The sequence below is a fragment of the Enterobacter cloacae complex sp. P17RS genome (assembly GCF_014895885.1).
Taxonomy (GTDB): domain Bacteria; phylum Pseudomonadota; class Gammaproteobacteria; order Enterobacterales; family Enterobacteriaceae; genus Enterobacter; species Enterobacter bugandensis.
The window spans coordinates 152,965-167,938 of the sequence record NZ_JADBQK010000022.1; the positions used below are offsets into that span (position 1 = coordinate 152,965).

Annotated in this window: 13 protein-coding genes; 7 read left to right on the top strand and 6 right to left on the bottom strand. The window is 57.4% G+C overall.

The features are described 5' to 3' along the window. Positions 1–29 precede the first annotated feature (29 nt). Together IM265_RS16820 and IM265_RS16825 are read right to left on the bottom strand one after the other, a co-directional pair. On the bottom strand, positions 30–1,016 hold the full coding sequence (locus tag IM265_RS16820) for a GTP-binding protein (RefSeq protein WP_048960965.1): 987 nt from the start codon (positions 1,014–1,016) through the stop codon (positions 30–32). Between the two features lie 123 nt (positions 1,017–1,139). Continuing rightward, positions 1,140–2,606 (bottom strand): mannitol dehydrogenase family protein, encoded by a 1,467-nt coding sequence (locus IM265_RS16825; protein ID WP_193030462.1) that lies wholly within the window; start codon positions 2,604–2,606, stop codon positions 1,140–1,142. Between the two features lie 205 nt (positions 2,607–2,811). Here IM265_RS16825 and uxuA point away from each other — a divergent pair, with 205 nt between their 5' ends. Then, positions 2,812–4,002 (top strand): mannonate dehydratase, encoded by a 1,191-nt coding sequence (gene uxuA, locus IM265_RS16830; RefSeq protein WP_193030464.1) that lies wholly within the window; start codon positions 2,812–2,814, stop codon positions 4,000–4,002. A gap of 45 nt (positions 4,003–4,047) precedes the next feature. Here uxuA and yeiP read toward each other — a convergent pair whose 3' ends face one another. Continuing rightward, positions 4,048–4,620 (bottom strand): elongation factor P-like protein YeiP, encoded by a 573-nt coding sequence (gene yeiP, locus IM265_RS16835; RefSeq protein WP_008500940.1) that lies wholly within the window; start codon positions 4,618–4,620, stop codon positions 4,048–4,050. A gap of 162 nt (positions 4,621–4,782) precedes the next feature. On the opposite strand from yeiP, the gene IM265_RS16840 reads away from it, so the two are divergent. Next, positions 4,783–5,037 carry a YkgJ family cysteine cluster protein gene (locus IM265_RS16840; protein WP_028013872.1) on the top strand — a complete coding sequence of 85 codons (255 nt, stop codon included), beginning with the start codon at positions 4,783–4,785 and terminating at the stop codon, positions 5,035–5,037. On the opposite strand, the gene setB is transcribed toward IM265_RS16840, so the two are convergent. After that, positions 5,034–6,215 (bottom strand): sugar efflux transporter SetB, encoded by a 1,182-nt coding sequence (gene setB, locus IM265_RS16845; protein WP_193030466.1) that lies wholly within the window; start codon positions 6,213–6,215, stop codon positions 5,034–5,036. The genes IM265_RS16840 and setB overlap by 4 nt on opposite strands. Positions 6,216–6,576: 361 nt before the next feature. Between setB and fruB the strand changes: the two genes are divergently transcribed. From fruB to fruA, 3 genes are read left to right on the top strand one after another with little or no spacing between them, the layout of a single operon-like run. Continuing rightward, the gene (fruB, locus tag IM265_RS16850) at positions 6,577–7,707 is read left to right on the top strand and encodes a fused PTS fructose transporter subunit IIA/HPr protein (RefSeq protein WP_069733503.1); all 1,131 of its coding nucleotides are present in this window, start codon (positions 6,577–6,579) and stop codon (positions 7,705–7,707) included. Then, positions 7,707–8,645: a 1-phosphofructokinase gene (fruK, locus tag IM265_RS16855; protein WP_010433510.1), complete on the top strand. Its 939-nt coding sequence runs from the start codon at positions 7,707–7,709 to the stop codon at positions 8,643–8,645. Before fruB ends, fruK begins: the two co-directional genes overlap by 1 nt. A 16-nt stretch (positions 8,646–8,661) precedes the next feature. Then, positions 8,662–10,347, top strand: a complete 1,686-nt coding sequence (gene fruA / locus IM265_RS16860) for a PTS fructose transporter subunit IIBC (RefSeq protein ID WP_049000371.1) — start codon at positions 8,662–8,664, stop codon at positions 10,345–10,347. 46 nt (positions 10,348–10,393) lie between these two features. Here fruA and nfo read toward each other — a convergent pair whose 3' ends face one another. Together nfo and IM265_RS16870 are read right to left on the bottom strand one after the other, a co-directional pair. Next, positions 10,394–11,251, bottom strand: a complete 858-nt coding sequence (gene nfo / locus IM265_RS16865; RefSeq protein ID WP_041909003.1) for a deoxyribonuclease IV — start codon at positions 11,249–11,251, stop codon at positions 10,394–10,396. Between the two features lie 64 nt (positions 11,252–11,315). Beyond that, on the bottom strand, positions 11,316–12,362 hold the full coding sequence (locus IM265_RS16870; RefSeq protein WP_100169957.1) for a YeiH family protein: 1,047 nt from the start codon (positions 12,360–12,362) through the stop codon (positions 11,316–11,318). Between the two features lie 97 nt (positions 12,363–12,459). Here IM265_RS16870 and yieE point away from each other — a divergent pair, with 97 nt between their 5' ends. Both yieE and IM265_RS16880 read left to right on the top strand, forming a co-directional pair. After that, on the top strand, positions 12,460–13,326 hold the full coding sequence (yieE, locus tag IM265_RS16875) for a DNA-binding transcriptional regulator YeiE (protein WP_028013866.1): 867 nt from the start codon (positions 12,460–12,462) through the stop codon (positions 13,324–13,326). Between the two features lie 158 nt (positions 13,327–13,484). Further along, entirely contained in the window at positions 13,485–14,954 is a 1,470-nt protein-coding gene (locus tag IM265_RS16880) for an amino acid permease (RefSeq protein WP_028013865.1), read from the top strand. The last annotated feature ends 20 nt before the right edge of the window (positions 14,955–14,974 follow it).

Genomic DNA, 14,974 nt, shown 5'->3' on the forward strand with positions numbered 1-14,974 from the left:
TTCTGCATTGAGTGAAAACTGGGGCAACGTTAGCCGCCCGAACTTAAACGAAGCTTCAACAGGCTGGACTGCAGGGCATTCCAGTCGGCGTTAACCGCACTAATTAACTCTATTCGGCTGTCAGGTGGCGCGACGTTTTGCGTTTCGATAAAGAAATCGTCGCCCTGGCGGTTGATCCGCACCAGCCCGTCTGGCGTGCGCATGATCCCTTTCACGCGGTCGACCGGCGCAAGCCTGGCCCACTCAAGGATGCCAATGGTGTCGAAAACGGTATCGGCATCGAAAATCCATCCGCAGGCCTGATACCCCTGACCGCTGTTAAGGTTACGACGCCAGCGCTGGTGTTCCGGCAGGCTAAGCGCGGCCAGACCCTGCTTTGCAGAATGGTGATGCGCATGCTCTGCACTGGCCGGGAGTTGCGCCAGGTTCAGGCGGGGAAGATCCAGCAGGGCGCTATCAATATTCCCCTGCGTGGCCTGCACCCGTGTCCGATTGCCGCCGAAATGCTGCCACCACGCGTCCAGCGCGGCCCGGCTTTCCGCCGTGGCGCGATCTTCTTTATTGGCGACAATAACGTCTGCTGCGGCGAGCTGATCGCGAAAGTTCTCATTGGCCACCGCTTTTTCATCCAGAAGCTGACGCGGATCGAGCAGGCACAGCGTGGCGCGAAGATCGATCCACGGCTCGTAAACCGGGGCGGTCAGTAAATCGAGGATCTGCTTCGGGTGGCCCAGACCGGTAGGTTCAATCAGCAGGCGGTCCGGTTTGCCCTGACGCAGCAGCGTATTGAGGCCTACCTGCATCGGTAAGCCGTTAACGCAGCACATGCATCCGCCGGGGATCTCTTTAATCATTGCGCCGCTGGATGACAGCAACGCGCCATCAATGCCCACTTCGCCGAATTCATTGACCAGCACGGCCCATTTCTCGGCGGGATCTTTATTCGCCAGCAGATGAAGAATAGAGGTGGTTTTACCGCTGCCGAGAAAACCGGTGATGAGGTTGGTTTTGGTCACGTGCGCTCCGCAAGAGAATTGTGATGCTATAACACTATGCTCTTATCCTGGCGAAAAACGGGCGCAATGAGAAGGGGGAGGGCGAACGGAGGCAATGTCCGTTCGCATTAAGCGCAATAATCGCTAAAGATTTAACGTTTCAATAACAGCCTGGCGTGCGCCACGGCGGATGATGCGCTGGTAGGCCTGGCTGACAGCCTCAGCGAAAACGCTATTTTGCGCGAGATCGTGACCGAAGACCTCGCTCAGCCCCAGCAGCGCATTGACGCGGTCGGCGTCGCTGCTGGCCTCGACAATCGTGCGGATTTTATCGCTGAGGGGATCGCGAACGTCAATCGCGTTGCCGCGTTCGTCGAACCCGCTGACGTAGCGTATCCAGCCAGCGACGCCCAGCGCCAGCAGCGGCCATTCTGTTTTACGCTCAAGGTGGACGCGGATGCCATCCAGCATTCGCTGCGGCAGCTTCTGGCTACCGTCCATCGCGATTTGCCAGGTACGGTGCTGCAGAGCCGGGTTAGCAAAGCGATCAATCAGGCTGTCGGCATAGGCAGTCAGGTCGACATCCTTTATACGCAGCGTAGGCGCCTGTTCATCCAGCATTAGCCGCCGGGCGGCTTCGCGGAAGGTGGCGTCCTCCATGCATTCATTAATATGCGCGTACCCGGCGAGATACCCCAGATACGCCAGGAAAGAGTGGCTGCCGTTAAGCATGCGTAATTTCATCTGCTCCCACGGCAGAACGTCCTGCACCATCTGAACGCCCGCCACTTCCCACTCCGGACGCCCGGCGACAAAATTATCTTCCACTACCCACTGAATAAACGGCTCGCAGCTTATGGCGCACGGATCGTCAACGCCGAGCGCGTCGGCGATCTCCGCAAGCGAGGCCTCCGTCGCGGCGGGAACAATTCTGTCGACCATCGTTCCCGGAAAACTCACGTGGCCCTCGATCCACTCCGCCAATGCCGGGGAGCGCTTATGCGCCATGCCAAGCACCGCATTTTTCACCACGTGACCGTTGTCCGGAATGTTGTCGCAAGAAAGCACGGTAAACGCAGGCAAGCCGCGCTCGCGGCGGCGATTAAGGGCTTCGACCAGGATCCCCGGCGCGGAATGCGGCTCAGCGGGATTTTCCAGATCGTGGACGATCCGGGCGTTTTGTAAATCCAGCTTACCGGTCGCGGGATCGATGCAGTAGCCTTTCTCCGTAATGGTGAGAGACACAATCGCCACCTGCGGCTCGCAAAACTTCTCTATTATCGCGGGCAGAGAGTCCAGCTTTGCATTCAGGCATTCATGCACGGCCCCGACAATAATCGGCTGATTTCCTTCAGCACCTTTCTCCAGCACGGTAAACAGGTGATCCTGCGCGCGCAGCTGGCTCATCAGCACGTCGCCGCTGAACAGGCTAATCTCACAAATTCCCCAGTCGCCGCCTTTTTCATTCAGCACCCGGTTTGTTAACAATGCCTGATGCGCGCGGTGAAACGCACCGAAGCCGAAATGGACGATGCGGGAGCGCAATTGATGACGATCGTAGCGCGGTTGTTGAACCTGGGCTGGAAGGGCGGTTGAGGCAATTGTCTTCATGAAATACACACCTGATTAACCATTAATTAACAATGCCAGTCTAAAGTTATATGACAGCAAATAAAATTGGTAAGCCGTAAATATCCCCGTTCTGTGAGTTTGATCAATCAATGTGTGGCGGCGTGTTGACCCTTCACGGCAAACATGTATGGTAGTCGTCATTGCAGTAACCCATATTGGTATAACAACTTGAGAGGATGAGGCAATGGAACAAACCTGGCGTTGGTACGGGCCGAACGATCCGGTTTCTCTTGATGATGTGCGTCAGGCTGGCGCAACGGGTGTCGTCACGGCGCTGCATCACATTCCTAACGGCCAGGTATGGCCGGTTGAGGAGATTCAACAGCGTCAGGCGCTGCTGGCGGAGAAGGGGTTAACCTGGTCTGTGGTAGAAAGCATTCCGGTTCACGAAGATATCAAAACCCATTCCGGGGAATACCGGACCTGGATTGCAAACTATCAGCAGAGCATTCGCAACCTGGCAGTCTGCGGCATTGATACGGTCTGCTATAACTTCATGCCGATTCTGGACTGGACGCGTACCGACCTGGAATATCAGATGCCGGACGGCTCGAAAGCGCTGCGTTTTGACCAGATTGCCTTTGCGGCGTTTGAGCTGCACATTCTGAAACGCCCGGGCGCCGAAGCGGATTACACCGCTGAAGAGCAGCAGCAGGCCCTTGAATGGTTCAATGCCGCCAGTGAAGCGGACGTTGAGAAGCTGACCCGCAATATCATTGCTGGCCTGCCGGGTGCGGAAGAGGGGTACACGCTGGACCAGTTCCGCGCGCGTCTGGCGGAATACGGCAATATTGATAAGCAGCAGCTGCGTGAAAACATGGCGTATTTCCTGCGCGCTATCGTTCCGGTTGCGGAAGAAGCCGGCGTGCGTCTGGCGGTACACCCGGACGATCCGCCGCGTCCTATCCTCGGCCTGCCGCGTATCGTGTCTACGATTGAAGATATGCAATGGCTGAAAGAGACGGTCGACAGCATCCACAACGGCTTTACCATGTGTACCGGGTCCTACGGCGTGCGCGCTGATAACGACCTGGTACGGATGATAGAAACCTTTGGCGATCGCATTCACTTTACGCACCTGCGTGCGACCTGCCGGGAGGAGAATCCAAAGACCTTCCACGAGGCCGCGCATCTGGGTGGCGACGTAAACATGGTGGCGGTGGTCGACGCTATTCTGGCTGAAGAGGCGCGTCGCAAGCAGGCGGGCGATGTGCGTCCTATTCCGTTCCGTCCGGATCACGGACACCAGATGCTGGACGATCTGCGTAAGAAAACCAACCCGGGCTATTCGGCGATTGGCCGCCTGAAGGGGATGGCGGAAGTGCGAGGGGTCGAGCTGGCGCTCAAGATGACGAAGTATCCGGAGCTTCTGTAACCGGAATTGTCGGGTGGCGAAGCCGCCACCCGACAAATGCCATAATCAGTCAGCACGACCCATATAGCGTTTTTCTTCAATATGGATGCGGATCTTCTCGCCAGCGGAGAGATATTCCGGCACCTGCACAACCAGACCGGTGGTCAGGGTCGCTGGTTTGTTGCGCGCACTTGCTGACGCGCCTTTGATGCCCGGCGCGGTTTCAACGATTTCCAGATCCACGGTCTGCGGCAGTTCAAGCGCCAGCAGCACGCCGTCCCAGGTCAGTACCTGCATGTCTGGCATACCGCCTTCAGGAATGAACAGCAACTCTTCTTCGATCTGATCTTTGGTGAAGATGTACGGGGTGTAATCTTCTTTATCCATGAACACGTATTCGTTGCCGTCGATGTAGGAGAAATCAACGTAGCGGCGGGTCAGGGTCACGGTATCAACGATATCGTCACCTTTAAAACGTTCTTCCACCTTCAGGCCGGTACGCACATCGGCGAAACGCATTTTGTACAGCGTCGCTGCACCACGGGCGCTTGGTGCCTGAATGTCGATGTCTTTCACAATCAGCAATTTGCCGTTGTAATTCAGTACCATACCTTTCTTAATTTCGTTCGCTCTTGGCATTGCAGTAATCCTGTCTACGGGAGGTAAAAAATATCGCGCCAAATTACTCGCGCGCGGCCTTTCAGGCAAGTGGAATTCGTGGCTTTTGCTATCAATACGCAAAAGGTGTTACTGTGCGCCCGATGCCCGACTGTACGGGTGTTCGCCACCGAGAGAGCATGTATGGATTGTCGTCCAGATTGCGGCGCGTGCTGTACCGCTCCGTCCATTTCAAGCCCCATTCCAGGCATGCCTGAAGGCAAGCCCGCCAATACCCGCTGCGTTCAGCTCTCTGAATCCAACCTGTGTATGATCTTTGAGTCTCCCCTGCGCCCGAAGGTGTGTTCCGGGCTTCAGCCATCAGCTGAAATGTGCGGCAGCACGCGCGCGCAGGCAATGACATGGCTGCTGGAGCTGGAAGCGCTCACTGCGCCTTAAACGTCTTTGATCCTCGCCAGACAGCCAATCGTCAGCGTACACATCACCAGCGCAATCCAGAACACCGTGTGGTAGTTCCAGATCTCGGCAACGATACCGGCCATCGAGCCCGCGATAATCCAGCCCACGCGGGTGGTATTAGTATAAAGGGTGGTGGCGGCACCTGCCTGCCCCGGCATCAAATCCTGGAAGTAGAGCATGCCAATCCCCGCCAGGATGCCGATATACACGGCGTTCAGCAGCTGTAAAGCAAGAAGCAGGGCTGGCGTATGGACCGTCAGCATGCCAACGTAGAATAGCAGCCCGGCGACGGCCGCGATGCGCATTAAAAAACGCTTTCCAAAACGCTTCGCATAATAGCCTGCAATCAGCATGGTCGGGATCTCAAGACCCGCGGCGGTGCCCATCATAATGCCGGCCAGCTTCTCCGGCAGGTGTAGCTCATCAATAATAAACAGCGGCATGTTAATGATATACAGGCTGTTGGTGCCCCACATCAGCGTGCAGATAACAAACAGGAGCAGGGCATCGCGGCGGTTACGACGCGGCGCTTCCAGTACGCCCGTTGCCACTTTGGGCTCTTTGCGCATTGACGGCAGAAAAAACCATACCATTGCGCCGCACGCCACAAACGCGACCGCCGCGCTCAGGTACATCACCGTAAAGCCAAACCCCATTGCCAGCGCGTAGGCCAGCGGCGGGCCAATTACCCATGCCAGCGACACCTGAGCGCGCAATATCGAGCTGAACATCACCGCTTCCCGCCCGGTATGGTCGGCATGTTCGCGGGCAAGGGCAAACAGCTGCGGGTTGGCGGTTGAGCCAAAGCTGCTCAGAAAAACGCCGATGAACAGCAGAATGAAATAGTTACGGTTCCAGGCAAACAGGATGCAGGCCAGCACCCCCAGCAGACAGCAGAAAACGATCAGGCTTTTACGATCGCCTTTGCGGTCGGAACGACCGGCGAGAAACTGGCTGACGAGAATGCCGATGATGGCGCTTCCGGTAAAAAAGAAGCCAACCATCGCCGGACGGGCGTGAACTTCGTTGGTCAGGAACAGGCTCAGCGTCGGGGTTTGCAACGCACCGGCGATGCCCGTAAAGAAGGCAACAATCAAGAACGCCGTTGACGTCAAATCAAAGGGCTTCGGCGCGGTGGCCGCAGGGGTGTTATGCATGTTTTATAATTAGCGAGTAACAGAGAGGGGCGGAGTTTACGCCGTCAGTTAAAAAATAAACAGTGGGTGAAGTCAATTACCCCACGAAAAATCAAAATGGCATTTCAACTTACTCCCCACCTGGCTGAACTTAGCTGAAACTGGTTTGCTGAAGTTCAGCAAAATTTAGCTGAACGCAGAAGAAATGTGCAGTATCTCTAAATTCTGATATCGGAAATACGACATTTCTTGCAAGCCATTGCAGAAAGCGCAAGACTTTTTGAAACGTTTCAGCGCTATCTTGTTTTAACAAACGGAGCAGGCTAGCGCATTTTTTCTCATGTAAGCTGAAACGATTCACTTTCAGCAGGAGAGGAGAACCATGTTCCAGTTATCTGTTCAGGATATTCACCCGGGCGCTCAGGCCGGGGATAAAGAAGAGGCTATTCGTCAGGTTGCCGCTGCCCTTGTGCAGGCGGGTAACGTCGCGGACGGCTACGTAAACGGTATGCTGGCGCGCGAGCAGCAGACCTCCACCTTCCTCGGCAATGGCATTGCCATTCCGCACGGCACAACCGACACCCGCGACCAGGTGCTGAAAACCGGCGTTAAGGTCTATCAGTTCCCGCAGGGCGTGCTCTGGGGCGACGGCCAGGTGGCTTATGTTGCTATCGGTATCGCGGCGAGCAGCGACGAACACTTAGGCCTGCTGCGTCAGCTGACGCATGTCCTGAGCGATGACTCCGTGGCGGAACAGCTGAAGTCTGCAACAACCGCTGAAGAGCTGCGGGCGTTGCTGATGGGCGAAAAACAGAGTGAAGCGCTGAAGCTGGATAACGACACGCTGACGCTGGATGTTGTGGCCTCCGACCTGGTCACGCTGCAGGCGCTGAACGCGGGTCGCCTGAAAGAAGCGGGTGCCGCTGATGCCACCTTTGTGACGCGCGTGATTAACGATAAACCGCTGAATCTCGGCCAGGGCATCTGGCTGAACGACAGCGCTGAAGGCAACCTGCGTAGCGCAATTGCAGTGAGCCGCGCCGCCACCGCGTTCGAGGTTGAGGGCGAGACAGCAGCCATGCTGGTGACCGTGGCGATGAACGATGAGCAGCCGGTTTCGGTGCTGAAGCGTCTGGGCGATCTGCTGCTGAACAATAAAGCTGAAAAACTGCTGAACGCCGATGCGGCGACCGTGCTGGCGCTGCTGACCAGTGACGACGCGCTAACGGACGACGTGCTGAACGCCGAGTTCGTGGTGCGCAACGAACACGGCCTGCATGCCCGTCCGGGCACCATGCTGGTCAATACCATTAAACAATTTGAAAGCGAGATTACCGTGACCAACCTGGATGGTTCGGGCAAACCGGCCAACGGCCGCAGTCTGATGAAAGTCGTCGCGCTGGGCGTGAAGAAAGGCCATCGCCTGCGCTTCACCGCGCAGGGCGCAGATGCTGAACAGGCGCTGAAAGCAATTGGCGACGCCATCGCGGCAGGTCTGGGGGAGGGCGCATAATGAGCAGACGTGTTGCGACTATTACGCTGAACCCGGCTTATGACCTGGTGGGGTTTTGCCCGGAAATTGAGCGCGGCGAAGTTAACCTCGTGCGTACCACTGGACTGCATGCTGCGGGCAAAGGGATTAACGTCGCGAAGGTGCTCAAGGATCTCGGTATCGACGTCACCGTGGGCGGATTCCTCGGTAAAGATAACCAGGATGGCTTCCAGCAGCTGTTCAGCGAGCTGGGCATTGCCAACCGTTTCCAGGTTGTGCAGGGCCGTACCCGCATCAACGTTAAGCTGACGGAAAAAGACGGCGAAGTGACCGATCTTAACTTCTCCGGTTTCGAAGTGACGCCAGCTGACTGGGAGCGCTTTGTGACCGACTCCCTGACCTGGCTGGGCCAGTTCGACATGGTGTGCGTCAGCGGCAGCCTGCCGTCCGGCGTCAGCCCGGAAGCGTTTACCGACTGGATGACGCGCCTGCGCAGCCAGTGCCCGTGCATTATCTTCGACAGCAGCCGCGATGCGCTGGTGGCGGGTCTGAAAGCCTCTCCGTGGCTGGTGAAGCCAAACCGCCGCGAGCTGGAGATCTGGGCAGGCCGCAAGCTGCCGGAATTAAAAGATGTGATTGAGGCCGCCCATGCGCTGCGCGAGCAGGGTATTGCTCACGTGGTGATCTCGCTGGGTGCAGAAGGGGCGTTGTGGGTTAACGCTTCAGGTGAATGGATTGCCAAACCGCCGTCAATGGAAGTAGTGAGCACCGTTGGCGCAGGGGATTCTATGGTTGGCGGCCTGATTTACGGCCTGCTGATGCGTGAATCCAGTGAACATACGTTACGTCTTGCCACCGCCGTTGCAGCCCTGGCCGTGAGCCAGAGCAATGTCGGTATTACCGATCGTACCCAGTTAGCCGCGATGATGGCGCGCGTTGACTTAAAACCTTTTAACTAACAGCAGGAGAGGAATAATGAAAACGCTGCTGATCATTGACTCCGGTCTCGGACAGGCTCGCGCCTACATGGCGAAGACCCTGCTGGGCGCGGCGGCACAAAAAGCACACCTGGACATCATTGATAACCCAGGCGATGCCGAACTGGCGATTGTCCTGGGCGATAAAATTCCCGCTGACAGCGCGCTGAACGGCAAAAAAGTGTGGCTGGGCGATATTAATCGCGCGGTGGCACACCCGGAACTGTTCCTGAGCGAAGCGAAAGGTCACGCGACCGTCTACAGCGCGCCTGTCGCGGCGGCTCCTGCTGCGGCCTCGGGTCCGAAACGCGTTGTCGCGGTCACGGCCTGCCCGACGGGCGTGGCGCACACCTTTATGGCGGCTGAAGCCATTGAAACCGAAGCGAAAAAACGCGGCTGGTGGGTGAAGGTTGAAACCCGTGGCTCCGTGGGGGCGGGCAATGCCATTACGCCGGAAGAGGTCGCTGAGGCCGATCTGGTGATTGTGGCGGCAGATATCGAAGTGGATCTGGCGAAATTTGCCGGCAAACCGATGTACCGCACCTCTACCGGCCTGGCGCTGAAAAAGACCGCGCAGGAGTTTGATAAGGCCCTGGCAGAAGCCAAACCGTATCAGGCCACCGGCGCAGTAAAAACGCCGACCGAAGGCAAAAAAGAGTCTGCGGGCGCATACCGTCACCTGCTGACCGGCGTGTCCTACATGCTGCCGATGGTGGTTGCGGGCGGCCTGTGTATCGCACTGTCGTTCGCGTTTGGTATTACGGCATTTAAAGAAGAAGGGACGCTTGCGGCTGCGCTGATGCAGATCGGCGGCGGTTCAGCGTTCGCGCTGATGGTGCCGGTGCTGGCGGGCTTTATCGCCTTCTCCATTGCTGACCGTCCGGGTCTGACCCCGGGTCTTATCGGCGGTATGCTGGCGGTGAGCACCGGCTCCGGCTTTATTGGCGGTATCATCGCCGGTTTCCTCGCGGGTTACGTCGCGAAGCTGATTAGCTCGAAGCTGAAGCTGCCGCAGAGTATGGAGGCGCTGAAGCCAATCCTGATCATTCCGCTCATCTCCAGCCTGGTGGTCGGTCTGGCGATGATCTACCTGATTGGTAAGCCGGTTGCGGGTATCCTGGCGGGCCTGACCCACTGGCTGCAAACCATGGGCACGGCGAACGCGGTGCTGCTGGGCGCAATCCTCGGCGGCATGATGTGTACCGACATGGGTGGCCCGGTGAACAAAGCGGCATACGCCTTTGGCGTTGGCCTGCTGAGTACCCAGACTTACGCGCCGATGGCGGCGATCATGGCGGCCGGTATGGTGCCACCGCTGGCGCTTGGCCTGGCGACGATTATTGCCCGTCGTAAGTTCGACAAAGCGCAGCAGGAAGGCGGTAAAGCGGCGCTGGTGCTGGGCCTGTGCTTCATCACAGAAGGTGCGATTCCGTTCGCGGCGCGTGACCCAATGCGTGTTCTGCCGTGCTGTATCGTCGGCGGCGCGGTAACGGGTGCCATCTCCATGGCGATTGGCGCGAAGCTGATGGCGCCGCACGGCGGTCTGTTCGTCCTGCTGATCCCTGGCGCCATCACCCCAGTACTGGGTTATCTGCTGGCGATTGTTGCCGGTACGCTGGTGGCAGGCCTGTCTTACGCGGTGCTGAAACGTCCGGAAGCGGAAGTTGTGGCAAAAGCAGCGTAAGCACTAAGCAATAAAAAAGCCGGGTGCTAATGCAACCCGGCTTTTTTTATGCCGCCTGTTCTGCGGTTTGCTGAGCCTTCAGCCAGGCAATCTCCTCCGCCCAGATATCCGGATTGATGGTTTCCAGCACCATCGGAATACCGTCGAAGCGGGCGTCCTGCATAATAAAGCGGAAGGCATCGTGACCGATATTGCCTTCGCCCAGGCTGTGGTGGCGGTCAACGCGGCTGCCGAACGCGCTTTTCGCATCGTTCAGGTGCATACCGCGAAGATATTTAAAGCCAACAACGCGCTCGAACTCCTCGAAAGTATTTTTCGTGGCCTCGGTGGTGCGCAGGTCATACCCGGCGGCAAACGCGTGGCAGGTATCAATGCATACGCCCACGCGAGACTTATCTTCCACGCCGTCAATGATTGCCGCCAGATGTTCAAACCTAAAGCCGAGGTTGCTGCCCTGACCAGCCGTGTTTTCAATCACTGCGGTGACGCCTTTGGTCTTATCCAGCGTCATGTTGATGGATTCGGCAATGCGCGCCAGACAGGCATCTTCATCAATCTGCATCAGATGACTACCCGGATGGAAGTTCAGCAGCGTCAGCCCGAGCTGTTCGCAGCGCTGCACTTCATCAAGGAACGCCTCGCGGGACTTATCCAGCGCTTCCTGCACCGGATGCCCGAGGTTAATCAGATAGCTGTCGTGGGGAAGGATCTGACCCGGCCCGTAATGGTATTTTTCACAGGCGGCTTTGAAATCGTCAATGACCTCAGCGGTGAGCGGCGCGGCGCGCCACTGGCGCTGGTTTTTGGTGAACAGGGCGAAAGCGGTCGCCTCAATTTCGGCGGCGCGAATGGCGGCATTCGCCAGGCCACCTGCAGCGCTGACGTGCGCTCCAACGTATTTCATACAAAAACTCCTGTTAACCCGAAACGCTTATGATAGCGGGTTAACAGGAGAAGGACGAGATGGTTTATGCCATCAGGCTGTGCACGGCGAGGTTAATCGCACCGCCGCCGACAATCAGCCAGATGAAGAGCACCAGCGCCATCAGCAGCGGCTTCGCACCGGCTTTTTTCAGCGCGCTGACGTGCGTCGTCACCCCCAGCGCCGCCATCGCCATCGCCAGCAGCACCGTATCCAGCGTCACCAGCATCTCCACTACCGCTTTTGGCAGCAGGTGGAAGGAGTTAAAGATAGCGACCACAATGAACAGGATCGCAAACCACGGAATGGTGATTTTGCTCTTCTCGCTGCCGCCAGCCGGTGCCAGCTGTTTAACACGGGCCGCGAGGAAAATCAGGAACGGGGCCAGCATCATCACGCGCAGCATTTTGGCAATGACCGCTGCGTTTTCCGCTTCCGGGTTAATGGCGTGACCTGCCGCCACCACCTGCGCCACTTCGTGCATGGTTGAGCCAATATAGATGCCGTAGGTTTCCGGGCTAAACCAGTGCGCCACCAGCGGGTACATGGCCGGATACAGGAAGATTGCCAGCGTACCGAAGATAACCACCGTCGCGACCGCCACCGTCACTTTACTGGCTTCGGCTTTAACGACCGGCTCCGTCGCCAGCACTGCCGCCGCGCCGCAGATGCTGCTGCCTGCGCCGATTAACCAGCTGGTTTGCTTATCCAGGCCAAACACTTTCTGACCGATAAAGCACGCCAGTAAAAAGGTGCTGGTCAGCGTCAGGACGTCAATGGCAATCCCGCTGACGCCCACGTCCGCAATCTGCGAAAAGGTGAGACGGAAGCCGTAAAGGATAATCCCGAGACGTAATAAATGCTGCTTGGCGAAAATCACGCCGCCGTCGCAGGATTTCCAGATGTGGGGGTAAACGGTGTTCCCGACCACCATGCCGAGCAAAATGGCCAGCGTTAACGCGCTGAACCCTGCACCGGCCACTGCCGGAATACTGCCACCCCATAAGGCCACGCCGGTGACGACGGCGCTGAGCGCAAGGCCGGGCACGAAGTGCCACACTGTACGATGATGTTGTAAGGTGATATCTGACATAACCTTCTCCTTTGTCTGGCTAAAGGTTACGGCGCACTGGCTTAAAAATAAAATTGATTATATATTTATAATCAATCTTTATAAGTGGTAAGCAACCATGCACATTACATTGCGTCAGCTGGAAGTGTTTGCCGAGGTGCTGAAAAGCGGCTCGACGACCCAGGCGTCACAAATGCTGGCGCTCTCGCAGTCTGCCGTCAGCGCGGCGTTGACCGATCTCGAAGGCCAGTTGGGCGTCCAGCTGTTTGACAGGGTAGGGAAGCGACTGGTGGTCAACGAACATGGCCGCCTGCTTTACCCGCGCGCGCTGGCGCTGCTGGAGCAGGCTATTGAAATCGAGCAGCTGTTCCGCGAGGACAACGGCGCGATCCGCGTATTTGCCAGCAGCACCATCGGCAACTACATCCTGCCGGAAGTGATTGCCCGCTACCGCCGGGATTTCCCGACCCTGCCGCTGGAGTTGAGCGTGGGTAACAGCCAGGACGTGATCAACGCGGTGATTGATTTCCGCGTGGATATCGGACTTATCGAAGGTCCTTGCCACAACGTCGATATCATTGCCGAGCCCTGGCTGGAGGATGAGCTGGTAGTGTTTGCGTCTCCGGCCTCGTCGTTATTGCAGGGTGAGGTGACGCTGGAGCGGCTGGCGCAGGCGCAGTGGATCCTCCGCGAGCAGGGTTCCGGCACGCGTGAGATTGTCGACTACCTGCTGCTGTCGCATCTGCCGCATTTCCAGCTGGGAATGGAGCTGGGAAACTCAGAGGCGATTAAGCACGCGGTGCGTCATGGCCTGGGCATCAGCTGTCTTTCCCGGCGGGTGATTGCCGAACAGCTGGAGACCGGATCGCTGGTGGAAATCCCCGTTCCGCTGCCAAAACTGGTGCGCACGCTGTGGTGCATCCACCATCGTCAGAAACACCTGTCCAGTTCGCTGCAGCGTTTTCTGCGCTACTGCGAGATGTAAAAGCGCCCCTCACCCCAAAGGGGAGAGGGAAAAATAATGCGTTACTTATAATCCTGGACGCGTCATGAAGCTCTCTTATAACAGGGTATTTCTGCCGGAAGGAACGCAGATCGTCTGCTACAATCGCGCCTCATTTATTAAATGGACAGCATTTTCACATGGTTTCAGAAACTAAAACCACAGAAGCGCCCACGCTACGTCGTGAACTCAAGGCGCGTCACCTGACGATGATCGCCATTGGCGGCTCAATCGGTACAGGTCTTTTCGTTGCCTCTGGCGCAACGATTTCGGCAGCCGGCCCGGGTGGGGCATTATTCTCTTATATCCTGATTGGCCTGATGGTTTATTTCCTGATGACCAGCCTGGGCGAACTGGCGGCATACATGCCGGTGTCAGGTTCGTTTTCGACCTACGGACAAAAATACGTTGAGGAAGGCTTCGGCTTCGCGCTGGGCTGGAACTACTGGTACAACTGGGCCGTCACCATCGCCGTGGACCTCGTCGCCGCGCAGCTGGTGATGACCTGGTGGTTCCCGGACACGCCGGGCTGGATCTGGAGCGCCCTGTTCCTCGCCGTCATCTTCCTGCTGAACTACATCTCCGTGCGCGGCTTTGGCGAAGCGGAATACTGGTTCTCTTTGATCAAAGTGGCCACCGTCATCATCTTTATCGTCGTCGGCGTGGCGATGATCGTGGGTATTTTCAAAGGGGCTGAACCTGCGGGCTGGAGTAACTGGACCATCGGCGATGCGCCGTTTGCCGGGGGCTTCTCGGCGATGATTGGCGTGGCGATGATTGTCGGCTTCTCCTTCCAGGGAACGGAGCTGATTGGTATTGCGGCCGGTGAATCCGAAAACCCGGAGAAGAACATTCCGCGCGCGGTGCGTCAGGTGTTCTGGCGTATCCTGCTGTTCTACGTGTTCGCTATTTTGATTATCAGCCTGATCATTCCGTATACCGATCCAAGCCTGCTGCGTAACGACGTGAAAGACATCAGCGTCAGCCCGTTCACCCTGGTCTTCCAGCACGCGGGCCTGCTCTCAGCGGCGGCGGTAATGAATGCGGTGATCCTGACGGCGGTGCTGTCGGCGGGTAACTCCGGCATGTACGCCTCCACCCGTATGCTTTATACCCTGGCCTGCGACGGCAAAGCGCCACGCATTTTCTCGAAACTGTCCCGCGGCGGCGTACCGCGCAACGCGCTGTATGCCACCACGGTGATTGCCGGCCTGTGCTTCCTGACCTCCATGTTCGGCAACCAGACGGTGTACCTGTGGCTGCTTAACACCTCCGGGATGACGGGCTTTATCGCCTGGCTGGGCATTGCCATCAGCCACTACCGTTTCCGTCGCGGCTACGTCATGCAGGGTCATGACCTGAATAACCTGCCGTACCGTTCAGGGTTCTTCCCGCTGGGGCCGATTTTCGCCTTCGTTCTGTGCCTGATCATTACTCTGGGTCAGAACTATGAGGCCTTCCTTGCGGACACCATTGACTGGGGTGCCGTCACGGCGACCTACATTGGTATTCCGCTGTTCCTGATCATCTGGTTTGGCTACAAACTGACGAAAGGAACCCGCTTCGTTCGCTACAGTGAAATGGATTTCCCGGAACGATTTAAACAATAACCGCGCTTCCTCTCTTTCAG

Bases quoted from the DNA above. Each gene is read 5' to 3' on its own strand.
- IM265_RS16825 (WP_193030462.1), bottom strand. From the start codon at position 2,606: ATGAAGACAATTGCCTCAACCGCCCTTCCAGCCCAGGTTCAACAACCG.
- uxuA (WP_193030464.1), top strand. From the start codon at position 2,812: ATGGAACAAACCTGGCGTTGGTACGGGCCGAACGATCCGGTTTCTCTT.
- yeiP (WP_008500940.1), bottom strand. From the start codon at position 4,620: ATGCCAAGAGCGAACGAAATTAAGAAAGGTATGGTACTGAATTACAAC.
- IM265_RS16840 (WP_028013872.1), top strand. From the start codon at position 4,783: ATGGATTGTCGTCCAGATTGCGGCGCGTGCTGTACCGCTCCGTCCATT.
- setB (WP_193030466.1), bottom strand. From the start codon at position 6,215: ATGCATAACACCCCTGCGGCCACCGCGCCGAAGCCCTTTGATTTGACG.
- fruB (WP_069733503.1), top strand. From the start codon at position 6,577: ATGTTCCAGTTATCTGTTCAGGATATTCACCCGGGCGCTCAGGCCGGG.
- fruK (WP_010433510.1), top strand. From the start codon at position 7,707: ATGAGCAGACGTGTTGCGACTATTACGCTGAACCCGGCTTATGACCTG.
- fruA (WP_049000371.1), top strand. From the start codon at position 8,662: ATGAAAACGCTGCTGATCATTGACTCCGGTCTCGGACAGGCTCGCGCC.
- nfo (WP_041909003.1), bottom strand. From the start codon at position 11,251: ATGAAATACGTTGGAGCGCACGTCAGCGCTGCAGGTGGCCTGGCGAAT.
- IM265_RS16870 (WP_100169957.1), bottom strand. From the start codon at position 12,362: ATGTCAGATATCACCTTACAACATCATCGTACAGTGTGGCACTTCGTG.
- yieE (WP_028013866.1), top strand. From the start codon at position 12,460: ATGCACATTACATTGCGTCAGCTGGAAGTGTTTGCCGAGGTGCTGAAA.
- IM265_RS16880 (WP_028013865.1), top strand. From the start codon at position 13,485: ATGGTTTCAGAAACTAAAACCACAGAAGCGCCCACGCTACGTCGTGAA.